Raw genomic sequence first — 22,326 nt, 5'->3', positions numbered from 1 at the left:
CCGAGAGATCAAGCAGCGCAAGCCGGCGAGGTCAGACCTGCAACGCCGACGATCTGGCAAGCGGTGGTCTTCGAGAGCTTCCAGACGCCGTCTTCGTAGACGAACGAAGCCTGCAGGCCCTGCTGCAGCGGCTGGCCGTTGACGACGATGTTCAGCGAAGCTGCTGCCGTCTCGCTGCCCGTGTCGGTGACCGGGTCGAGGATCTCGACCTGCGCGCCGGCAGCCTTGGCGGCAGCGGCGACCTGGTTGATCAGCTCGGGATCAGCCTCGGCGCCCTGGACGAGGTTGACCTTGTCTGCGGCCGGAACGGTTTCGTCGAGTGCCTGGGCGACCTTGGCGTTGAGCTCAGGGGCGGTCGGCAACGCGACCGGCGCATCTGTCGAGTCCGAGGCCGTCGTGGTCGTCGTGGTCTTCGACGTCGTGGTGGGCGAGTCGGTCTTGTCATCCGAGCCACAAGCGGTCATCGTCAGGGCTGCTGCGATCGCCACGGCTGCAACGGTCATCTTCTGAAGCTTCAACTTCTCAGTCCTATCCATTCGGGTGTTCACATTCGAGCGTCAGTCGAACATCGTGCTTGCTCGAGGATCGTCGACAACATTACCCAACGGTAAGCGGAAAAAGTCTAAGGACATCCTCAGAGAAGGCTGTCGACCGCATCTGCTACCTCGAGCACCTCATCCGATTCGGCGAAGGTTTTGGCTATTCCCGTTCCGCTGGAACGGGTTTCGAAGCGAACTGTCACCACTCCGTGCCCGGCACCCTGCACCCAACCGTGTCCGTATTCTGGATGCTTCACGTCCAAACCGGGGTGCCAGTAGCGCTGAGGCACGCGTGCGGCCACCGGAACGTCGAGTTCAGCCTCATCGAGGGCGCCCGTGAGAGTCTCGACCGGATAGCCGGGAACATCCTGATCCAACTCGGGAAAAAGTGATCCTTGCCGAACGGTGGACAAACCGGCGAATCCCACACCGACCAGGCGAATCGGCCCCAATTCCTGTGGATCGATGACCTGTTTCTGCGCAGTCGCGATGAGGATTTGGCGGTCGATGGTGGCAAACGGCAGCGTCACGGATCGAGTCAAGATACTCATATCGGACTTCTTGAGCTTCAGTACGACGGTGCGAGCAGCTCTTCCGTCCTTCTCCAGCCTGGAAAATGCTGCACGACCACTACTTTCGACGGCGGCGCGCAGTTGCGCCATCGTGACGATGTCTGCGGCGAACGTGGATTCCGCGCTGATCTGCTTGGATTCGGCACGCTCGGCGACCGGCCGATCGTCGATCCCCTGTGCGAGCCGATGCAACCCCGGTCCGACAGTGGTTCCGAGTATCGACGCCACCTCCGCTATGGGAGTGCGGGCAAACCCTCCGATGGTTTCGATGCCGAGACGCTTGAGCTTTTCCTCGGCAACAGGGCCGATCCCCCAGAGCTTCCGCACCGGCAGTGGATCGAGCAACTCGTGCTGCATCCCGGGAGGAATGACTGCGACGCCGTCGGGCTTTGCCAGTCCCGACGCGATCTTGGCGACCTGCTTACCTGCGCCGGCCCCGATCGAAGCGACCAACCCGGTCTCGGCTTTGATCAACGCCCGCAGGTCCTCGCAAAACGCGCGGACCTCGTCAGCTCCGACACCGGCCAACTCCACCGGTTCACCAAAGGCTTCGTCCACCGACAATTGCTCGAGGATCGGCATACGAAGGCGCAACGCGTCGAAGGTGCGTTTACTCAGAACCGAATACAACGACATCCGCGGTGGCAATACCACCGCGCCAGCGCCGACCATCCGGCGTGCTTGGTGCATCGGCATTGCCGAACGCGCACCGAAAACTCTGGCTTCGTAGCTTGCCCCGGCCACCACTCCGCGCCCACCCAAGCCGCCGACCAGCACCGGGCGACCTCGCAGAGTGGGGCGGGTCAACTGCTCGGCGGAAGCGAAAAACGCATCCATGTCGAGATGCAGCACCCACCTACGACTTCGTGTGGGATCACCTTGATTCATAGGGCGTTACGGTTCTCTCGAAAGTAGGTGCAGAATTTACGTCCGCGCCTTCTTCTTCGGCGACTTCTTCTTCGGCAGGGGCAATACGTCGGCAGTCCGTTGAATGAAGGCGTGCAGGTGATCGAGGTCCTGCAACCGTTCCTCCGTCACCCGGTAATAATCCTTCGCTCCCGGGTACGGCGGAGCCAGATCGGCCTCTGATCCGAACTCCGTACTGACCTCGGTGGGTTTGACGAACAGAACGTCTCCGCAGATCAAGCCCACGATCTTCTCGTCGCAATACAATCCGTACTCGCCGAACATCGCCCTTGCCCGCACGTCGAGCGGTTCCAACTGCTCGAGAATGCGCGCCACGGTTTCCTTGCTCGTACTCATGAGAGCAAACTACTCCGGCACCCCGACATACAGACATTCATCGGAGAGCCGGAGTAGTCGCGTCGGTACTAGACCTTCGTGATTGCGGCGCGGATACCCTCACCGAGATCGACGGCGTCGTCTCCCGCTTCACCCACCGAGAAGGAGGTGGCCAGAACCTCACCGGCGATCAATTCGCGATGACGCTCTGCCCACTCCTTGCAGTCCTGCGGAACCTCGAGCACGACGTTGATCCGGTCCGAGACGTCCAAACCGGCGGCACGGCGCGCATCCTGCAACTGACGGATACGGTCCTTGGCCCATCCCTCGGCTTCGAGTTCCTCCGTCACAGCGGAATCGAGTACGACCAGTCCCGCACCGTCCGGCAGAGCAGCCGTCGAATCCGGCTCGGCCGCAACCAGTTTCTGCGTGTACTCCTCGGGCAGCAGTTCGATGCCCGCCGCAACCACGACGCCGTCCGCGTTCTCGGTCCAGTCGCCCGCCTTGACCGCCTTGATGACAGTCTGAACGGACTTGCCCAGACGCGGTCCTGCAGCACGCGCGTTGACCGCGATCTCGAAGCGCCCGTGCACGTCGACGTCATCGGTCAGATCGACCTTCTTGACGTTGACCTCGTCGGCGATCAGTCCGAGGAACGGACGCAGACGCTCGGCATCCGGCGCCGCAACCGTGACCTCGGGCAGCGGAAGACGAACACGCAGATTCTGCGCCTTGCGCAGGCTCAGCACCGTGGAGCACACGGTCCGGACGTCGTCCATCGCCGCTACCAGCTCGGGGTTCGCGGGGAGCTCCGACGCCTCGGGCCAATCAGCCAGGTGAACCGAGCGCTCCCCGGTCAGCCCGCGCCAGATCACCTCGGACACCAGCGGCAACAGCGGCGCAGCGAGACGCGTCACGACCTCGAGCACGGTGTGCAGGGTGTCGATCGCGTCGCGATCCTCGTCCCAGAACCGCGAACGCGACCGTCGCACATACCAGTTGGTGAGTGCGTCACAGAACAACCGAAGCTCGTCGCACGCGCCGGCGATGTCGTTGACCTCGAGGGCCTCGGTGATCACGTCGCGGGTGGTAGCGAGCTTGGCCAGGATGTACTGATCGAGGATGTTCTCCGAATCGGTACGCCACACACCGGATTCCGGCGCGTACAACTGCAGGAAGCTCCAGGCGTTCCACAGCGGGAGCAATGCCTGACGCACACCTTCGCGGATGCCCTGCTCGGTCACGATGAGGTTTCCGCCGCGCAAGATCGGCGAAGACATCAGGAACCATCGCATGGCATCGCTGCCGTCGCGGTTGAACACCTCCTTCACGTCCGGGTAGTTGCCCTTGGACTTGCTCATCTTGAGTCCGTCGTCGCCGAGCACGATGCCGTGCGCAGCAACGGTTTTGAACGCCGGACGATCGAAGAGTGCGGTGGCCAGCACGTGCAGCGTGTAGAACCAGCCGCGAGTCTGCCCGTTGTACTCGACGATGAAATCGCCCGGGAAATGGCCCTCGAACCATTCACGGTTCTCGAATGGGTAGTGCACCTGCGCGTACGGCATCGAACCGGATTCGAACCAGCAGTCGAGCACCTCGGGAACGCGGCGCATCATCGACTTCCCGGTCGGGTCGTCGGGGTTCGGGCGGACCAGGTCGTCGATCATCGGGCGATGCAGATCGGTCGGACGCACACCGAAGTCTGCCTCCAACTGATCGAGCGATCCGTAGACGTCCGTACGCGGGTACTGCGGATCGTCCGACACCCACACCGGGATCGGGCTGCCCCAGTAGCGGTTTCGGCTGATGTTCCAGTCGCGTGCACCTTCGAGCCACTTGCCGAACTGGCCGTCACGGATGTGCTCGGGCACCCACGTGATGTCCTTGTTCAGCTCGACCATGCGATCGCGGAACTTGGTGACCGCGACGAACCACGAGGGAACCGCCATGTAGATGAGCGGCTGCCCACTGCGCCAACTGTGCGGGTACGAGTGCTCGATCGTCTCGTGCCGCAGCAGCTTTCCAGCGGCCTTGAGGTCCTTGATGATGACCGGGTTGGCGTCGAAGACCATCAAGCCCTCGTACGGCGGAACCATCGAGGTGAACTTTCCACCCGGATCGAGCGGCTGCACGACCTCGATACCGTTGGCCGTGGCGACATCCATATCCTCCTCACCGAAAGCCGGTGCGAGGTGGACGATTCCGGTTCCGGAATCGGTTGTCACGTAGTCGGCCGAAAGCACGACGTGCGCGTTCGGATGTCCGAGGAAGAAGTCGAACGGCGGTGTGTACGACAGTCCGACCAATTCGGCGCCCTTGTGACGGGAAACGACCTCGGGGTCCTCCCCCAGCTCACGTGCGTAATGAGCAACCCGTGCTTCCGCGAGCACGTACCGCTTTCCGTCCTCGCCGAGCACCTGGACGTAGTCGACCTCGGGATGAACCGCAGTGGCCAAGTTGGACGGCAGTGTCCACGGAGTCGTGGTCCAGATGATCGCGTTTGCGCCGTCCAATGGTGAACCCGGAGCGACCAGCGGCATGTCGACCGTGACTGCAGGATCCTGACGCATCTTGTACGCGTCGTCGAGACGAGTCTCCTGATTGGACAGCGGAGTCTGCTCGTACCAGCTGTAGGGCAGCACGCGGAAGCCCTGATAGATCAGGCCCTTGTCGTGCAGCTCCTTGAAGGCCCACATGACGGACTCCATGAAGTCGACGTCCAGGGTCTTGTAGTCGTTGTCGAAGTCGACCCAACGTGCCTGGCGGGTGACGTAGTCGCGCCACTCGTCGGTGTACTTGAGCACCGAGGCCTTGCAGTACTCGTTGAACTTGGCCAGACCCATGACTTCGATCTCGGCCTTGTCCTTGATGCCGAGTTGCTTCTCCGCTTCGAGTTCTGCGGGCAGTCCGTGGCAGTCCCAGCCGAAGCGTCGCTCGACCTTGCGTCCACGCATGGTCTGGAAGCGCGGCACCAGGTCCTTGACGTACCCCGTCAGCAGGTGACCGTAATGCGGCAAGCCGTTTGCGAAGGGCGGTCCGTCGTAGAAAACGAACTCTTCGCTGCCGTCCCGATTGGAAACCGACGCACGGAAGGTGTCGTCGTCGTCCCACTGTTTCAGGACTTTCTGTTCCAGTTCGGGGAACTTGACTCCGGTGTCGGCGGGGACACCGTAGTCGACTTTGGGATACCCGTTACTCGCCATGGCGATCTCCTCGTGCCAGTCGGACTCGGCACGGGGACGACGTGGCGCTTGTGCGCCGACACCGCGGTACCACCCCGTTTGCACCCCGTAGATCCGCGCTTGGATCCCGAGGTGCCACTCGATCGAGCTGTGACGGGCTCACCCGTTCGGTTCTACTGAGTTCTGGGCGCCTGAAGCGACAAGAACCGTTCTTCCGAAAGCTCCCCGGTGATTGCCGGATCACAGCCTGGTATTCGTGTTGGACAGTCTAATACTCGTCCTGGACCTTGTCGGAACTCGCCCTAGGACTTGTCGGGGCCACCCGGCGACTCGCCATGATTTCTCTGATTGTCATCGTTGGCGGTGGCTGCATCGTCGATCGACGAATTCGAGGAACTCTCGACTCGACCGTAAGGCGACGACATTCCGCTGCCCGATGCCGGGTCATCCAACGAAGGAACCGCCTTCCTGCTGGTCAGCGCACTGACCAGCAGGAGGACGGCACCTGCTACACAAATCGCGATACATGCCCACGCCCAGATCAGCGACCCTGTGGTCAGGGCGACGATCAGGAGAGCGAAACCAACTCCCGCGAGAACCAACGTCACGACCAGCACGTATCAACCTTTGTCCGGTCCGATAGCTGAGCCGACGGGGCGCTCTCGGTCAGCTGTTTCCCTTGGCGAAGGACGGGCTGTAGGAATCCTGTCCACCGTCGACCGGAACGGCCGAGCCGCGCTGTTCGAGCTCTTCGAGCTGCGATTCCAGGTAGGACTTCAGGCGCACCCGGTACTCGCGTTCGAACGTCTTGAGCTGCTCGATACGGCCCTCGAGGACCGATCGCTGCTGGTTGATGGTCGCCATGATTTCGGTGTGCTTCTTCTCGGCGTCCGCCTTGAGAGCGTCTGCCTTCTCCTGAGCCTGGCGAAGCTGGGTCTCGGAGCGAGTCTGAGCGTCGGTGAGCATCGCCTCCGACTTGTTGCGCGCATCCGCGATCATGCCGTCAGCCTTGCTGCGAGCCTCGCTCATGAGCTGCTCGGAGTTGGTGCGGGCACTGCCGAGCAGCTGCTCGGACTCGGTCTTGGCATCGTTGGTGAGGCGATCCGCCATCTCCTGAGCCAGTCCGAGGACCTTCGCGGCCTGCATGTGGGTGTCGCCACTCTGCGGCGCTGCAACGGCAGCAGCGGCGGGAACCGGCGCTGCAACAGGTGCAGGCTTGGGCGGTTCGACGACCCGAGCGGGCTCCGGCTTGGGCTGCGCTGCGACGGGTGCTGCCTGCTGAGCAGGTGCCGGCGACTTCTTGGCAGCCGCGAGCTCCTGATCCAGCTCACCTACGCGCTGGCGCAGGTCCGCATTCTCTTCGATGAGCTGCGACAGCGCCTGCTCGACGAGGTCGAGGAATGCGTCGACCTCATCCTCGTTGTAGCCACGCTTGCCGATAGGCGGCTTGCTGAACGCAACGTTGTGCACGTCAGCTGGAGTCAGTTGCGGCATGGAAGGATCCCTTCACGCGTCATTTGGCGGTCTAGCAAGCATTCAGTTGCAACACAGTCTACGTAGTGGCGAACCACTGGATGAGTTATGGCATCCATTCTGGCACACCACTCACTCGGACTGCGCTCAGCGAACAACCGACATCAGGATGATGACGATGAAAAGCAAGACCATGATGGATAGATCCAAGCGAACTCCACCGAGGTTGATCGGGGGGATCAACCTGCGGAGCAGTTTCACCGGAGGATCGGTGATCGTAAAAATGGTTTCGAGAATGACTGCGACCAATCCGGTCGGTCGCCAATCTCTGGCAAACGAACGAACGAACTCGACGATCACTCTGCCGATCAGCAACAGCCAGAAGACAACCAGCACCAGATAGATCACAGAGAGAAGCGCGTCCACACCCTCACTCTGCCTGACTTCTGCGGTGTGTCCAAAACAGACACACCGCAGCAATTCCGGAACCGGTCCGCATCGAGTCCGTCTTGTAACGGCCGGCGATGGGTCCGAATGCGACGTCCGCCGAGGCGGGCCGCCGTTCGAATGTGCTCACGTCACCCCTGCTCAGGGGCCGGACTGCGGTCGAGACCATCATTTCTGGCTGTAGAAACCCGTCTCGGCGATCCGACGGCGCTCCTCGGCGGAAACGTCGATGTCGGCCGGTGAGAGAAGAAACACTTTGGTGGCTACCTTGTCGAAAGAACCACGCAATGCGAATGCCAGGCCGGCCGCGAAATCGACCAGACGCTTCGCGTCGGCGTTGCTCATGTCGACCAGATCCATGATGACGGGAGTGCCGTCCCGGAACCGCTCACCGATGGTGCGGGCCTCTGCGTAGCTCTGCGGACGCAGTGTCGTGATCTTGGCGAGCGGGCCGCCGTCGTCGACAACCGGCGCACGTCGCGCTTCGGGTCGCTCTGCGCGCGCGTCGACCGCGAGGTTGCCACGGCTTGCCGGGCGCGGCGCCATCGCCGGGCGGCTGCTGCGGCTGGGAACGGTGTCGACGCGGGGCCGGGAGTCGTAGCGATCGAACTCCGCGTCCTCTTCGTCACGACGACTGGGCGCATAGCTCGCCTTCGAGAAGGCAGGTTCGACGAACTCGCGGTCGTCGCGCTCGGCATAGCCGTCGTGACTACGACGGGGTGCGCGGCGAGCCTGATCGGGCTCCTCCACGTATTCGTCCTCGTAGTCATCGAGGGGAACCATGCCGAAGTAAGCCTTGAACTTATGCAGGTTGCTCATTGATCGACCTTCCTTGGCGCGGCGGAATCAATCCGACTGCGACCGGTCGCAGCGGTGTGGACGGGTTGGGCGATCACCTGAGCGATCACCTCGAGATTACTGGTCGTGAGCCGAGCAGTGCGGTTCCGACACGCACGCAGGTTGATCCGTGGCGCACTGCAGCCTCCAGATCGCCGGTCATACCGGCCGAGAGTTCGGTTGCCCGGGGATGCGATTCGAGGATCAAAAGATGTGCCCTGCGGAGGATTTCGAACTGCTCGTCCGGATCTGATCCAAGCGGCGGGACGGCCATCAGTCCCGCGAATTCGAGACCTTCGGCTGATTCGATCCGCTCGGCGAGAGGCGTTAGCTCGCCCGTCGGAACTCCGCCACGCGCGGGGTCTCCGTCGAGACTTACCTGGATGAGCGCCCGGAGCGGCTCCGTGCGCTCACCGTCCGACAAAGCACTCAGCGCAGCCCGATCGAGTGCATCGGCCAGTCGCGCACTGTCCACCGAGTGAATTGCATAGGCCCACTTCGCTACCGACCGAGCTTTGTTGCGCTGCAACTGTCCGATCATGTGCCAGCGAACCGGATCATCGATCGCGCCCGTCTGTGCAGCGCCGTCGAAGTCCGCGACCTTCTCCACTGCTTCCTGCTCACGAGACTCACCGAATTCACGGCACCCCAGCTCGTACAGGATTCGAGCGTCGGACGCCGGAAAGAATTTGGTCACCGGCAGCAGTGCTACGTCGGAAACCTCGCGACCGGCGGCAAGGCAGGCGGCCGCCAATCGCGCCCTCACCGAGTCGAGTGCCGTCGATATTTCTGTCAGCCGCATTTCCGTCTCGCGCATTTCTGCCTAGACGGTTTCCTGCGCTGCGGGCGCTTCCATCCAGATCACTGCAGCTTGACGCCCGGTCAGAGATTCTCGGCGATGACTGAACAACGCGCGATCCTCGATCGTGCACCGCGGGTCCTCGGCGACACCGGACACACCCGCGGCGAGCAACTGCTTACGCAGTCCCGCACGCAGATCGAGCCCCGGCGTGCCCTTCTCGGTGCGAGTTGCGCTGCCCGGCAAGTGCTTTTCCACGTCCGCGCGCATCGCAGCGGGAACCTCGTACTGGCGTCCGCTCGCAGCCGGACCGAGGAAGGCGCCGATACGCGAAACGTCCGCGCCCTGACGCACCATCTCCGCGAGGACGCGCGGGACGATACCGATGCGGGCACCGATCCGTCCGGCATGAACGGCCGCGATCACACCGGCCTCCTCGTCGGAGAGCAGAACGGGAACACAATCTGCACTGAGGGTGGCGAGCGCCAGGCCGGGAACAGTGGTGACCAGAGCATCCGTCACCGGAATCACTTCGTCGGTCGGTTCCGTCACGACAGTGACGTTGCGCGAATGGATTTGTTCCATCCACACGAGATGGTCAGGCTCGACGCCTATTTCGCGTGCCAGACGTCGGCGATTCGCATCGACGGCTGCCGGATCGTCTCCGACGTGATCGCCCAGATTGAACGACTCGTACGGTGACGCGGAAACACCACCGGCTCGGCTGGTCACGACGCGGCGAATGCGGGTGCGGGTGGTCGACTTCTCGGTACTCAAGATAAGTGTGCTCACAAACGTCGAAAGTTGTCGTCCGGCTCAGACGTGACCGGACATCCAGTCAAGAACAGGGTACCCAGAAATTCCGGGCACCCTGTTCTCGAAACTGTTTGTAGCCCTACGTCAGCGACGCATGAAGACCGGCACGTCGACGTCGTCGTCGCCCTCGTCTTCCTGGACCGGCGCATGGCGGGGGCCACCGATCGGAGGCAAGCTGCCCGAACCGGTGGTCTCGCGCGCTGCGGAAATCGGCTGCTCGCCAGCAGGTTCGGCGGCCACCGGTGACCGGCCGACCTCACCCGCGCGCCCGGCGCCGATAGCTCCACGTCCCTGCGCGGTCGACTCCACGGGACGACGAGCCGGAGCTCCTCCGTCGAATCCCGCAGCGATGACCGTCACACGAACCTCGTCACCGAGTGAATCGTCGATGACCGTTCCGAAGATGATGTTGGCGTCGATGTGGGCAGCTTCCTGCACCAGCGAAGCCGCCTCGTTGATCTCGAACAGACCCAGATCGCTACCGCCGGCGATCGACAGGAGCACGCCGCGGGCGCCTTCCATCGAAGCTTCGAGGAGCGGGGAATTGATCGCGGATTCCGCCGCCTTGATCGCGCGTCCCTCACCCCGCGAGGAACCGATTCCCATCAACGCACTACCGGCACCGGACATGACACCCTTGACGTCCGCGAAGTCGACGTTGATCAGACCCGGAGTGGTGATGAGGTCGGTGATGCCCTGGACGCCGTTGAGGAGAACCTCGTCCGCGCTGCGGAACGCGTCCATCAGGCTGACGGCCGCGTCACCGAGCTGGAGCAGGCGATCGTTGGGAATGACGATCAGCGTGTCGCAGGACTCGCGGAGCGCCTGGATTCCGGTATCCGCCTGTCCCCCACGACGCTTGCCCTCGAAAGAGAACGGTCGCGTCACGACACCGACGGTGAGTGCGCCCAGCTTCCGGGCGATGCTTGCCACGACAGGGGCACCACCGGTTCCGGTGCCACCACCCTCGCCTGCGGTCACGAACACCATGTCGGCGCCCTTGATGACCTCTTCGATCTCGTCCTTGTGATCTTCGGCTGCCTTGCGACCCACTTCCGGGTCGGCACCGGCGCCGAGGCCACGGGTCAATTCACGACCGACGTCGAGCTTGACGTCGGCGTCACTCATCAGAAGGGCTTGCGCGTCCGTGTTGACCGCGATGAACTCGACTCCCTTGAGTCCCTGTTCGATCATGCGGTTGACTGCGTTCACGCCGCCGCCGCCGATGCCGACGACCTTGATTACGGCGAGGTAGTTGTGCGGGGGCGTCATCGGCTCTCGCCTTCCGTGTCGTGTTTCACGCTGCTTGTCAGTGCTGCTGTCTTTGTTACTGCTGTTTTTGTAGCTTCATGCTCTTCGAGAACAACCCTAAACCTCAACCACAGGGTTAGAGTTATGTCAAGTATTCGATCTGAAACGAAACGCTATGCACCGTCGTCGCGTTCCGCCATTAGGCGCGCCGAGACACACCGAAGTATTTGCTGCGCACTGACGCACGGCTGCACCGGGCGCTATCGCACCGTCGGCAGATCAGGACTGGACACGTCGTACGTCTGCCCCGGTTGGGTCAACAGCGGAAGCGTCACAGCAGCCTTACGATCCGAGTGCTCGACACCGCCCCAGTTTACGACGCGACCGTCGAGCAGAGTCAGCGTGACACTCGAAATCGACCGAGCGGCAACCTCTCCCACTTGAAATCTCAGATCCGGCGGCAACACCGACAACACCTCGAGCGCGGCAAGCGTCGGCTCGTCGTTCCACCCGGGCGTCGGTGTCACCAGACGCGGAACCCCGGGCGGCGGGACGCCCATCTCGAAGTCGACGCCCTTCTCGTCCAGCAGGTGTGCACCCTCAGGTGAGTCGACGAAGACGACCGGTACCCGTTCGGTGACGGTGACGCGGATAGTCGACGGATACATCCGCTGCACACGAGCCGAGGCCACCTTCGGAATCGTCGCCACACGTGCGGCGGCGGCGCCGGTGTCTACCCGCATCAACGGCTGACCGGTCGGTACGGCCAGGAGCGAAAGGATCTGTTCCTCACTGACGGTCGTCGCACCGAGAACTTCGGTGCCCCGGACCGAGAGCACCGGAGACAACCAAGCCGTCAACGCAATTCCCACCACCAGCACGATTGCCAGCGGTGCCACGATCAGCGGTCGCTTGAACCACTTACGAGTCGGTGTGGGTTCGGGAGCCGGCTCCGTCGACCGCGTCGAGTATCGCGATTCGGTGCGAGTACTGCGCCGACGCGTACTGGTGGCTTGTCTGGCTCGAGGATCTCGACGCCCGCGCCGACTTCGTGCGTCGGGTGTCATCGCGGCGCGGGATGCGGCGCCGAACGCAAAGCATCGAGGATCTGTTTGCCGAGCATGGTCACGTCACCGGCACCCATCGTGATGACGATGTCGCCGGGGTGAGCCAACGCCGCCACCTGCTTCGGCGCCTGTGACAGATCCGGTTGATAGTGAACAGGTTTCGTGACCGACTGAGCGACCAGCGCACCACTGACGCCCGGCATCGGCTCTTCGCGAGCGCCGTAGACATCGAGAACGACAACCTCGTCGGCCAAGTCCAGCGCCTGCGCGAACTCCTCGGCAAACGCGGCGGTGCGTGAATAGAGATGAGGTTGGAAGACCACGATCACGCGTCCGGCTGCCGAATTGGTCGACGACGAATCGTCCTCCGGTCGAACCAGATCCGCCGCCGCGCCGAGAACCGCACGAACTTCGGTCGGATGGTGGGCGTAGTCGTCGAACACCCGGACACCACGCTCGCGGCCGGTGAACTGGAACCGGCGGTGTACGCCACCGAATCCGGCGAGCCCCTCGACGATCTCCTCCGTCTCGGCGCCGGCGTCACGGGCAGCCAGTAGAGCCGCAAGTGCGTTGAGCGCCATGTGACGACCCGGCACTGCCATCCGCACGGTTCGCGCGGCGCTCTCGCCCGCCAGGTGGAACTGCAGGACTCCCCCGACGTCGTGCGCATGGAAGCCCAGTAGTCGGACTCCGACCTCGACACCGTCGACAGGCTCGAAGGCGGTGCCCGCCTCCACTTCCTGCGCGTCTGCCGATCCGTAACCGAGTACCCGGATGTCCGAACGGCCCGAGGCCACGATTCGCTTCGCGAGATCCGCCGATCCCGGGTCGTCGAGGCAAGCAATCAAGAGCCCACCCGGACGCAACTTGTCGACAAAATCGTCGAACACCTTCACATACGCTTCGACGCTGCCGAAATAGTCGAGGTGATCGGCCTCGATGTTGGTCACGACGATCACGTTGGGGTCGTACTGCAGCAGCGACCCGTCACTCTCGTCCGCCTCGGCGACAAAGACGTCACCGCTGCCGTGATGGGCATTCGTTCCCGCTTCGTTGAGTTCGCCGCCAACGGCAAACGAAGGGTCGAAACCACAGTGCTGCAGGGCGACCACGAGCATCGAGGTCGTCGACGTCTTGCCGTGTGTACCCGAAACCAGGAACGTGCGATTGCCCTGCATCAGAGATGCAAGGACAGCCGGCCGAAGAATCACCGGGATTCCGCGGCGAGCGGCCTCGACGAGTTCCGGGTTGTCCTTCGGGATAGCCGCGTGCGTCGTCACGACGACGGTCGGACCACCCGGCAGCAGGTCGAGAGCATCGGCGTCGTGGCCGATCCGGACCTGCGCCCCGCGTGCACGAAGCGCCAGGACTCCTCGGCTCTCCTTGGCGTCCGAACCCGAGACAAGACCCCCGCGGGAAAGCAGGATTCGCGCGATGCCGGACATACCGGCACCGCCGATTCCGACCATGTGTACTCGCTCGAGGTGGGCGGGCAGCGCGGTCATCGGTTTCCCCTTGCGTTTTCCTGGACGGCGTTTTCCTTTGCCGCGATGTCGAGCACGATCCGTGCGATCTCGGTTGCCGCGGTGCGGTGCCCGACGTTGGCAGCACCACTGCTCATCTTGTCGAGGCGCGCGCTGTCGCTCAGCATCGGGACGACGGTACCGGCGACGAACGGCGGCGTGAGCTCGTTGTCGGAGACGATGATCGCGCCGCCCGCTGCGACAACGGGTTTCGCGTTGAGTTCCTGCTCACCATTGCCGTGCGGCAACGGAACGTAGACGGCCGGAAGCCCGACCGCCGAGACCTCGGCGACCGTCATCGCGCCCGAACGACAGATAGTCGCGTCGGCTGCGGCATACGCGAGATCCATCCGCGAAAGATAGGGAACAGCCACATACGGTGCCGTCTCCGAGTACTGCGTGACTTCGAGAGAGTTCTTGGGTCCGTGTGCGTGAAGGACCGAGATCCCGGCCTTCGCCAGTTCTTCCGCTGCTCCGGACACCGCGTCGTTGAGCGACTTCGCGCCTTGCGATCCGCCGAAGACGAGCAGAACGGGACCGTCCTGAGGCAGTCCGAAGTACTCGCGAGCTTGCGAGCGGAGTCCCGCTCGATCGAAATTGGCGATCGACGCGCGAACCGGGATGCCAACGATCTCGGCGTCCTGATCGCCGCGGTTCTTCACTCCGGAACCCGGAACAGCGGCAAGCACCCGCGTCGCCAGGCGAGCACCGATCTTGTTCGCGATACCGGCACTGGCGTTCGCCTCGTGGATGACGATCGGAATCTTGCGCCGGCGCCGAAGAACACCACCACGTGCGGCAAGATACGCCGGAAGCGCGACGTAACCACCGAAACCGACGATCACGTCGGCGTCGACGGAATCGAGTACCTCGCGGGTCTTGCGCACCGAGGCGAGGATGCGTGTCGGCAGTTTGACGAGATCCATCGTGGGCTTACGAGGAAGCGGAACCGGCGGAATGAGCTCGAGCGTGTACCCGCGAGCCGGCACCAAGGTGGTTTCGAGACCACGCGCCGTCCCGAGCGCAGTGATTCTGGTGTCGGGCGCAGCGGCCTTGACTGCGTCCGCGACAGCAAGTGCGGGTTCGATGTGACCAGCCGTGCCTCCCCCTGCCACCACTACCGACAGAGCCGATTTGTTGCCGCTCACCTACGAATTCCTCGCTCTCGAACTTCTCGTGGATCTTGTGCCCTACGTGTCGGCGCCTGCCGACGCTGACCATTCTGCCCTCCCGCGGTGCGCTTCCGTGACCCAGCGGCCGCACCTCGGTTGGAATCCGAGGAAGGGCGAGCGCCTTGATCTGCCCGCTTGCGTCGATCGCCCGGCTCGATCGCGCGTCGGCCGTCGCGTCCGCGTGCCGGATCGATCTGCCGTGCGGGCTTCGGTCGACGGATCGGCCGGCCCCCTGACGGCGGGTGGTACAGCACGGGCTTCGGCAGTCTGAGCAACTTCGAGATCTTGCCGTCCTGCCCGGAGTTCAGAGCGGCAACTGCTTCGGGCTCGTGGCGCGCTGCATTGGCGATGACACCGAACATGAACAACGTGATCGCCAAGGACGAACCGCCGGCGGAGACCAAGGGCAACTGGAGACCGGTCACAGGCAGCAGTCCGATGACGTAACCGATGTTGATCATTGCCTGGCCGACGATCCAGGTAGTTGCAGTGGCCGACAGGAGCCGCCAGAACGGATCGATACTGCGGGCTGCGATCCGCAATCCCGTGTAGACGAATACAGCGAACAAACCGATCACCACTGCGCAGCCGACAAATCCCAACTCTTCGCCGATGATCGCGAAGATGAAGTCGTTGTGCGCGTTGGGTAGGTAGTTCCACTTGGCGACGCTCTGACCGAGTCCGCGTCCGAAAACGCCCCCGTCGGCGAGCGAATACAAAGCCTGCTTGGCCTGATAGTTGTTGCCCTGCAGGTCGTCGCTCTTGTTGAAGAAGGCTTGAACTCGATCGGAACGATAACCGGCTGTCATGGCCAGCACGCCCGCCACGACGACGCCCGTCACCGCGATCGAGCCGAAGAGCTTCAGTGGCAGCCCACCGAACCACAGCAGAGCCCCGACGATGATTCCCAATGCGATGGTCGTACTGAGGTTCGGTTGCGCGACGACCAGCGCGAAGACCAGCATTGCTGCGGGCACGAGCGGAATCAGGATCGACTTCACGGATCGGTCGTCCGGCCGCCGCGAAGCCAACAGATGGGCCCCCCAGATCGCCAACGCGACCTTCATGATTTCCGAGGGCTGCACCGAGAACCCGCCGACGTTGAACCAGCGACGCGCGCCCTGCGCTTCTGTGCCGATTCCCGGAATCAGGACGAGTACCAGCATGATCAGCACGACGACGAACAGCGGAAACGAATACTGCCGGAGCACTCTCGCCGGGATCCGCAGCGCGACGTAGAAGAGCACCGCCCCGAGAATCGCGAAAATCAGCTGCTGGGTGAACAACGAATATGCCGAGCCACCGGACACGTACTGCTCGACGCTCGACGCCGACAGAACCATCACGAGCCCCAAGACAGTCAACATCGTGGCAATCGTCACCACCAGGTGGAACGACGCCAACGGCCGCGCCAACCAGGCACCGATTCGGGTCTTGGGACCCTTGGTCATCGCAAGTTCCCGGCTTGGCCAGGCGAATCCGTGAACGGATCGGGTAATGCGGCTACGGCGGCGGCGAAGCTGTCACCACGATGTCCGTAGCTGGCGAACATGTCCAAGGACGCGGCGGCCGGTGCGAGTACAACTGCATCACCGGGGGACGCCAACTCGGCAGCTTCGACTACCACTGCGGCCATGACGGCATCCGCGTCGGCACCCGACGGCAGCCGGATGGTGAGAGTCGAGTTGCTGCTGTTTTCGCTCACCACTGCATCGTCCCCCGACATCACGTGCACCACGGGAACATCGGGCGCGTGTCGCGCGAGCGCGTCCTCGATCACACCAGCGTCACGCCCGAGGAGGACAGCGCCGGAGAGTCGAGGGCCGACTTCGCTCACCAATTGGTCGACGCTGGCTCCCTTGAGCAGACCGCCTGCAACCCAGACGACGCGATCGTGCGCGAGTAACGACGGCCTGGCTGCGTGCGGATTGGTGGCCTTGGAATCATCGATGTACACAACGGACCCGACACGGCCGACCAGCGCCCCTCGGTGTGGGCCGACCTTGTGTGCGGCCAGACCGCTTTCGATTACATCTGCCTCGAATCCGAGTGCCCGCGCCAAGGCGGCGGCGGCCAGCGCGTCCATGACGCCTGCCGGGCCGGCGGGATCTATCGACGCTGCTTCGGCCAAGCGGACGTGATCGCCGAATGCGTTGTCCACGAGGTGTCCCGCTTCGACACCCAGTTCTCCTTCGCCCGGTTCACCCAATCTGAACCCGGTGACAATGTCTGCAGTTGCGCGAGTTCCCAGTTCGGAAGCGATCGCGTCATCGAGGCCGACCACCGCGACCTTTCCGCTCAGCGCCCGCGACTTGGCCTCGGCGTACGCGCTCATTCCGCCGTGCCAGTCGAGGTGATCCTCGGCGACGTTGAGGACCACGCCGGCATCCGGACGCACCGAAGGCGCCCAGTGCAATTGGAAGGACGACAGTTCGACAGCGAGGTACTCCACGCGCGGCGACGTCTCGGCGAGTGCGTCGAGTATCGGCAGCCCGATGTTTCCGCAGGCTCGGCCGACAACTCCGGCGGCGTCGAGAATCGAGGCCAGCATCGACGTCGTCGTGGTCTTTCCGTTCGTCCCCGTCACGACGAGCCATTTACGGGGTGTGCCGAAGTGCCCGCTGTGGTCGACGCGCCAGGAGAACTCGACGTCTCCCCAGATGGGAATCCCGTGACCGGCGGCGGCTGCAAGGATCGGTGCATCCGGCCGAAAGCCGGGACTGGTGACTACGAGCCCGTACTCGGTGATCGAATCCGGAGCATCCTCGATCGAGGTGGTGGTCACCATGCCCGCGCCGAGCTCCGCGCAGCGCTCCGCGAAGTCCAAGGTCGAATCGGCAACCGTCACGACAGCACCGAGGGCGACGAGAGGTTCGATGGTCGCTTGACCGGACACCCGCCCACCGGCGACCAGCACTCGCGTACCGCGGAGCCAGGACAGGTCGTTCTCGGAATCCGCTGAGCTGGTCATGGTTTTCAGCCTCCGAGCGCTGCGAGGTATTCGCTGTAGAAGAGTGCCAATCCGATAGCCGACGCAATAGCCGCCAGCAACCAGAATCTGATGATGACCGTGGTTTCAGCCCACCCGGCGAGTTCGAAGTGGTGATGGAACGGCGCCATTCGGAAGACCCGCCGTCGGCTGGACCGGAACACCGCTACCTGGATCACCACCGACGCGGCCTCCGCGACGAACAGTGCACCGATGACCACCATCAACAGTTCCGTGCTGGTGGTGATCGACAATCCGGCGAGCATGCCGCCGAGGGCAAGAGAACCGGTGTCGCCCATGAAGATCTTGGCGGGTGCGGCATTCCACCAGAGGAAACCGATGCACGCGCCCGCGCCTGCCGCGCAGAGCACCGCGAGGTCGAGCGGGTCTCGGACGTCGTAGCAACCCTTACCGGGATTCGTCTCGCACGAGTAGCGGAACTGCCAGAACGTGATGATGACGTAGGCGCCGAGAACGAAACTCATCGCTCCGGCGGCCAATCCGTCGAGGCCGTCGGTCAGGTTGACGGCATTGGACCAGGCGCTGACCAGTAGGTAGCAGAAGGCGATGAAGACCACGGAACCGAGTGAGACGGTGGCGATGTCGCGGACGTACGACAGATGAACACTGCCCGGAGTCAGCCCGTCGTCACCGCGGAACTGAAGGGCCAAAATTCCGAAGGCAATGGCAGCGACGAACTGGCCGACCAGCTTCGCTGTCTTGTTCAGTCCCAGATTGCGCTGCTTGCGGATCTTGATGAAGTCGTCGAGGAAACCGACTCCACCGAGCGCGGTGGTCAGACCGAGAACGAGTAGGCCGGACGCCGACGGTCCCTCCGCGTTGTCCATGCCGAGACCGATGAGGTGTGAACCGAGATAGCCGGCCCAGATTCCGGTCAGGATCGCGACGCCGCCCATCGTGGGAGTGCCGCGCTTGGCCTGGTGACTGGCTGGACCTTCGGTTCGGATCTCCTGCCCGAAACCTTGTTTCGAGAACGCCTTGATCAGGATCGGCGTGAGCATGATGGAGACCGCCAGCGCGATGCCTGCGGCGAGAAGAATCTGGATCACTGCGAATCCCCGCCGTTCTCGCCATCGGTGTTCTCGCTGTCGGTGTTCTCGCTGTCGGTGTTGGGCGTTGCAGCCAGTATCGCTTCGGCGACCGTCCACAGTTCCACCGACTTGGACGCCTTCACCAGGACGAGATCGCCCGGTTCGAGTTCCGCTTCGAGAATGGCGATTGCCGCAGCTGCGTCGGGCACGACGACGGACTCGTCACCCCACGACCCCTCCATCACTGCTCCTTGATGCATCGCACGCGAGGTGCGGCCCGTCCCGACGACGATCAACTTGCTGACATCGAGTCTGACGGCCAGGCGACCGATCGCGTCGTGCTCGACAACTGATTCCGGTCCGAGCTCACCCATCTCTCCGAGCACAGCCCAGCTACGGCGACCGAAGTGCCGATCCGATCGCGCCATGGACACCAACGCTTTGAGCGCAGCGCGCATGGAATCGGGATTGGCGTTGTAACTGTCGTTGACGACGGTGACGCCGTCGGCGCGCTCGGTGACTTCCATCCGCCTCGCGGACGCTGCCTTCGTGCCCTCGAGGACACGCGCGATGTCTGCAACCGCGAGGCCGTTCTCGAGTGCGACGGCCGCCGCGGCCAGGGCGTTGCTCACGTGGTGTTCGCCGTGAACGGCCAGGCGAATACGTGCAGAACCCTGTGAACAGTTCAGTGTGAAGGAAGCCCTGGCCTGGTCGTCGACAACCACGTCGGTCGCCCGAACGTCGCAGTCTTCGGACTGACCGACGAATACGATCCGGGCCTTGGTTCGACTCGCCATTGCGGCGACCATGCGGTCGTCGGCGTTGAGGACCGCAACTCCACCGTCGGCTGCCGACGGGAGTGCTTCCACCAGTTCACCTTTGGCGACCGCGATCGCTTCACGCGAACCGAACTCACCGAGGTGGGCAGTGCCCACATTGAGAACTACGCCGATCTTCGGCGGCGCGATCTTCGTCAGTTCGCCGACATGACCGACCCCACGGGCCGACATCTCGAGAACGAGGAAGCGGGTCCTCTCGTCGGCGCGGAGCACTGTCCACGGCAGACCTAATTCGTTGTTGAACGACCCGGGGGGCGCAACCACCTCGCCGCACTCGCGCAGCAGCGCTGCTATCAGATCCTTGGTCGAGGTCTTGCCGGCAGAACCAGTGACACCGACCAGCGTCAGTCCACCATCGGTCGGTGCGCCGTTAGTTGCCAGTTCGTCGACGACTGCTCGGGCCAGAAGGCCGAGGGCATGCAGGACCGCGGCTCCGGACCCGTCGGTGTCGTGTTCGAGCAGCATCACTGCACTGGGACCGTCGTTCGGCACCGATGGAACGACGATTGCCGGAACTCCGACCGGCCGCGCCGCGAGCACCGCCACAGCGCCCGCTGCCACCGCCGCTTCCGCGTGATCATGACCGTCGACACGCGCTCCGGGTAGGGCGAGGAAGAGCCCACCTGGAGCTACTTTGCGCGAATCGAATTCGACGGTTCCAGTCACCTGCGTCGACGAATCGTCGACGTCGTGCAGGGTTCCTCCGACGATCTCGGCGATCCGAGAGAGCGTCATCGGGATCATTGCTTGCCTCCATGTGCTGTGTTGATCGCGAATCGGCCGATCATTTCGCCCAACACCTCGCGGTCGTCGAACGGGTGTTTGACCCCGTCGATTTCTTGACCTACTTCGTGGCCTTTGCCTGCCACCAGGACGACATCTCCTGGCTGTGCCCACCGGACTGCTTGCTCGATCGCGGCGGCCCGGTCCCCCACTTCGCGAACCTCGCCGCGTTCGGATTCGGGCACGTCCATGGCGCCTTGCATCACCGAAGCGCGAATCTTCGCCGGATCCTCGGTGCGTGGGTTGTCGTCGGTGACGATCAGCAGGTCTGCGCCTCGCGCACCCGCTTCACCCATGAGTGCCCGTTTGCCGGCGTCGCGGTCACCGCCCGCACCGACCACCACGGCCACTCGGCCGGGAACCTGGTTGCGCAGCGTGGCGATCACGGCTTCGAGCGCTGCCGGCTTGTGGGCGTAGTCGACCACGGCGAGAAAGCTCTGCCCCCGGTCGATCCGCTGAACTCGCCCCGGGACGTCCACGGTCCCGAGCGCTCGAACAGCCGCGTCCGGGTCGAGTCCCGCAGCAAAACTGACGGTCAACGCCAGCGCAGCGTTGGCCACGTTGTATCGCCCGGGGAGACGAAGTGAGACTGGCCACGACTGTCCGTCCGGCCCGACCAACTCGAAGGTCTGGGAGCCGTCCTCGGCAACCTCGACTGCGCCGACCGTCCACTCGGCCTCGGCCGTCGAGGTCGAGACCGTGGTCACCGCGTCGCTCTCGTCGGTCGCGGCCAACTCGGCCATCCGTCGACCCCACACGTCGTCGACGCAGACGACGGCATGCTCGGCTCGCACCGTCGACTCAGGATCGAACAACCGAGCCTTGGCCTGGAAGTACTCCTCGAAGTCCCGATGGAAATCCAGGTGGTCCTGCGAAAGATTGGTGAACGCGCCGATGTCGAAGCGGATGCCGTCGACGCGTCCGAGAGCAAGAGCGTGACTGGAGACCTCCATGACGACGGTATCGATCCCCTGCTCTGCCATCACGGCGAACAGAGCATGCAGTTGCGGAGCTTCCGGCGTGGTCAGAGCGCTGGGCACCCGGCGGCCGTCGATTCGAGTCTCGATGGTCCCGACCAGGCCGGGCTTGCGGCCGGCTCCGGCAATCGCAGCTTCGAGCAAGTACGACGTCGTGGTCTTGCCCGATGTACCGGTAATGCCGACGACCTGCATCTTCTCCGAGGGCCGGCCGTAGATTTCCGCGGAGATCTCACCGAGCACATCCCGCGGGTTCGGATGAACGAGAACTGGGACGGACCGGTCAGGCGCCTTGTCCGCGGCCTCGATCAGTTCGAGGCCGGCCTCGTCGGTCAAGATCGCGGTCGCACCGCGCCCCAGAGCGTCGACGGCGAACTGAGCGCCATGGGTCCGTGCACCGGGCAGAGCGGCGAAGAGGTCATCGGTCACGATTCCCTGCGCACGCAGGTCGACGCCCTTGACGACGACCTCCGAGGACTGTGATCCCGGTTGCCCCACCCATTCGAGGCGAGCCCCGGACAGTTCGGAGAGCGCCGTGATCGCGGTAGCAACCGGTTGTGTCGGACGCGTCCCGGGAGCGCCGTCCGAGTTCGACGATTGCAAACGATTCGGCACTGTCACTCGACTCCTGGCAATTGTCGTTGTTCTATCGCGGTCGTTGTCTATGGCGGTCGTTGTCTATGGCGGTCGCAACGCAAGCAAAGTTCGGCGCACTGCGATGAATGAGGTTACTGCGACGTTTGAGATTACCGTGTCCGGGATTCAC

19 protein-coding genes are annotated in these 22,326 nt (G+C 63.6%); all 19 read right to left on the bottom strand.

Translation table 11 applies throughout. The annotated features are described in order from the left end of the window. Positions 1–8: 8 nt before the first annotated feature. Positions 9–518, bottom strand: a complete 510-nt coding sequence (locus QM609_RS09085; RefSeq protein ID WP_050655357.1) for a WKL family lipoprotein — start codon at positions 516–518, stop codon at positions 9–11. Between the two features lie 116 nt (positions 519–634). Then, positions 635–1,999, bottom strand: a complete 1,365-nt coding sequence (locus QM609_RS09080) for a DNA polymerase IV (RefSeq protein ID WP_050655313.1) — start codon at positions 1,997–1,999, stop codon at positions 635–637. A 36-nt stretch (positions 2,000–2,035) separates the two neighbouring features. After that, on the bottom strand, positions 2,036–2,374 hold the full coding sequence (locus QM609_RS09075) for a TfoX/Sxy family protein (RefSeq protein WP_003941748.1): 339 nt from the start codon (positions 2,372–2,374) through the stop codon (positions 2,036–2,038). 68 nt (positions 2,375–2,442) lie between these two features. Next, positions 2,443–5,556 (bottom strand): isoleucine--tRNA ligase, encoded by a 3,114-nt coding sequence (gene ileS / locus QM609_RS09070; RefSeq protein WP_050655356.1) that lies wholly within the window; start codon positions 5,554–5,556, stop codon positions 2,443–2,445. A 281-nt stretch (positions 5,557–5,837) separates the two neighbouring features. Next, positions 5,838–6,152: a hypothetical protein gene (locus QM609_RS09065; protein WP_007733197.1), complete on the bottom strand. Its 315-nt coding sequence runs from the start codon at positions 6,150–6,152 to the stop codon at positions 5,838–5,840. A 49-nt stretch (positions 6,153–6,201) separates the two neighbouring features. Continuing rightward, positions 6,202–7,029, bottom strand: coding sequence for a DivIVA-like cell division protein Wag31 (gene wag31 / locus QM609_RS09060; RefSeq protein ID WP_003941722.1), 828 nt, complete (start codon positions 7,027–7,029; stop codon positions 6,202–6,204). Positions 7,030–7,155: 126 nt separating this feature from the next. Continuing rightward, positions 7,156–7,434: a YggT family protein gene (locus tag QM609_RS09055; protein ID WP_003941780.1), complete on the bottom strand. Its 279-nt coding sequence runs from the start codon at positions 7,432–7,434 to the stop codon at positions 7,156–7,158. Positions 7,435–7,623: 189 nt separating this feature from the next. Beyond that, positions 7,624–8,274 carry a cell division protein SepF gene (locus tag QM609_RS09050; RefSeq protein WP_003941752.1) on the bottom strand — a complete coding sequence of 217 codons (651 nt, stop codon included), beginning with the start codon at positions 8,272–8,274 and terminating at the stop codon, positions 7,624–7,626. 85 nt (positions 8,275–8,359) lie between these two features. Continuing rightward, a complete protein-coding gene (locus QM609_RS09045; RefSeq protein ID WP_030537030.1) occupies positions 8,360–9,109 on the bottom strand; it encodes a YggS family pyridoxal phosphate-dependent enzyme in 750 nt (249 codons plus the stop codon). A 6-nt stretch (positions 9,110–9,115) separates the two neighbouring features. Then, positions 9,116–9,883 (bottom strand): peptidoglycan editing factor PgeF, encoded by a 768-nt coding sequence (pgeF, locus tag QM609_RS09040; protein ID WP_007733207.1) that lies wholly within the window; start codon positions 9,881–9,883, stop codon positions 9,116–9,118. Positions 9,884–9,991: 108 nt separating this feature from the next. Then, positions 9,992–11,179: a cell division protein FtsZ gene (ftsZ, locus tag QM609_RS09035; RefSeq protein ID WP_003941788.1), complete on the bottom strand. Its 1,188-nt coding sequence runs from the start codon at positions 11,177–11,179 to the stop codon at positions 9,992–9,994. 239 nt (positions 11,180–11,418) lie between these two features. Further along, on the bottom strand, positions 11,419–12,057 hold the full coding sequence (locus QM609_RS09030; RefSeq protein WP_007733212.1) for a cell division protein FtsQ/DivIB: 639 nt from the start codon (positions 12,055–12,057) through the stop codon (positions 11,419–11,421). A gap of 164 nt (positions 12,058–12,221) precedes the next feature. Further along, positions 12,222–13,730, bottom strand: a complete 1,509-nt coding sequence (gene murC, locus QM609_RS09025) for a UDP-N-acetylmuramate--L-alanine ligase (RefSeq protein WP_030537033.1) — start codon at positions 13,728–13,730, stop codon at positions 12,222–12,224. Beyond that, positions 13,727–14,896 (bottom strand): undecaprenyldiphospho-muramoylpentapeptide beta-N-acetylglucosaminyltransferase, encoded by a 1,170-nt coding sequence (gene murG / locus QM609_RS09020; protein ID WP_050655311.1) that lies wholly within the window; start codon positions 14,894–14,896, stop codon positions 13,727–13,729. Before murG ends, murC begins: the two co-directional genes overlap by 4 nt. Further along, positions 14,893–16,371, bottom strand: coding sequence for a putative lipid II flippase FtsW (gene ftsW / locus QM609_RS09015; RefSeq protein ID WP_050655310.1), 1,479 nt, complete (start codon positions 16,369–16,371; stop codon positions 14,893–14,895). Before ftsW ends, murG begins: the two co-directional genes overlap by 4 nt. Then, positions 16,368–17,891 (bottom strand): UDP-N-acetylmuramoyl-L-alanine--D-glutamate ligase, encoded by a 1,524-nt coding sequence (murD, locus tag QM609_RS09010; protein ID WP_042452836.1) that lies wholly within the window; start codon positions 17,889–17,891, stop codon positions 16,368–16,370. The genes ftsW and murD overlap by 4 nt, the downstream gene beginning before the upstream one ends. 5 nt (positions 17,892–17,896) lie before the next feature. Continuing rightward, positions 17,897–18,979, bottom strand: a complete 1,083-nt coding sequence (gene mraY, locus QM609_RS09005; protein ID WP_003941699.1) for a phospho-N-acetylmuramoyl-pentapeptide-transferase — start codon at positions 18,977–18,979, stop codon at positions 17,897–17,899. Continuing rightward, on the bottom strand, positions 18,976–20,544 hold the full coding sequence (locus tag QM609_RS09000; protein WP_050655309.1) for a UDP-N-acetylmuramoyl-tripeptide--D-alanyl-D-alanine ligase: 1,569 nt from the start codon (positions 20,542–20,544) through the stop codon (positions 18,976–18,978). The genes mraY and QM609_RS09000 overlap by 4 nt, the downstream gene beginning before the upstream one ends. Continuing rightward, entirely contained in the window at positions 20,541–22,175 is a 1,635-nt protein-coding gene (locus QM609_RS08995; RefSeq protein WP_042921840.1) for a UDP-N-acetylmuramoyl-L-alanyl-D-glutamate--2,6-diaminopimelate ligase, read from the bottom strand. The genes QM609_RS09000 and QM609_RS08995 overlap by 4 nt, the downstream gene beginning before the upstream one ends. Positions 22,176–22,326: the final 151 nt, after the last annotated feature.

The sequence above is a fragment of the Rhodococcus sp. IEGM 1302 genome (assembly GCF_030056935.1).
Lineage (GTDB): Bacteria > Actinomycetota > Actinomycetes > Mycobacteriales > Mycobacteriaceae > Rhodococcus_F > Rhodococcus_F qingshengii.
Note: the sequence above shows the minus strand (reverse complement) of the source record. Positions and strands in the feature narration are given on the sequence as shown.

What these genes read in the sequence shown, in the direction of transcription:
- QM609_RS09080 (WP_050655313.1), bottom strand. Translation starts at nt 1,999, where the DNA reads ATGAATCAAGGTGATCCCACACGAAGTCGTAGGTGGGTGCTGCATCTC.
- QM609_RS09075 (WP_003941748.1), bottom strand. Translation starts at nt 2,374, where the DNA reads ATGAGTACGAGCAAGGAAACCGTGGCGCGCATTCTCGAGCAGTTGGAA.
- ileS (WP_050655356.1), bottom strand. Translation starts at nt 5,556, where the DNA reads ATGGCGAGTAACGGGTATCCCAAAGTCGACTACGGTGTCCCCGCCGAC.
- wag31 (WP_003941722.1), bottom strand. Translation starts at nt 7,029, where the DNA reads ATGCCGCAACTGACTCCAGCTGACGTGCACAACGTTGCGTTCAGCAAG.
- QM609_RS09050 (WP_003941752.1), bottom strand. Translation starts at nt 8,274, where the DNA reads ATGAGCAACCTGCATAAGTTCAAGGCTTACTTCGGCATGGTTCCCCTC.
- QM609_RS09045 (WP_030537030.1), bottom strand. Translation starts at nt 9,109, where the DNA reads ATGCGCGAGACGGAAATGCGGCTGACAGAAATATCGACGGCACTCGAC.
- ftsZ (WP_003941788.1), bottom strand. Translation starts at nt 11,179, where the DNA reads ATGACGCCCCCGCACAACTACCTCGCCGTAATCAAGGTCGTCGGCATC.
- murC (WP_030537033.1), bottom strand. Translation starts at nt 13,730, where the DNA reads ATGACCGCGCTGCCCGCCCACCTCGAGCGAGTACACATGGTCGGAATC.
- ftsW (WP_050655310.1), bottom strand. Translation starts at nt 16,371, where the DNA reads ATGACCAAGGGTCCCAAGACCCGAATCGGTGCCTGGTTGGCGCGGCCG.
- murD (WP_042452836.1), bottom strand. Translation starts at nt 17,891, where the DNA reads ATGACCAGCTCAGCGGATTCCGAGAACGACCTGTCCTGGCTCCGCGGT.
- QM609_RS09000 (WP_050655309.1), bottom strand. Translation starts at nt 20,544, where the DNA reads ATGATCCCGATGACGCTCTCTCGGATCGCCGAGATCGTCGGAGGAACC.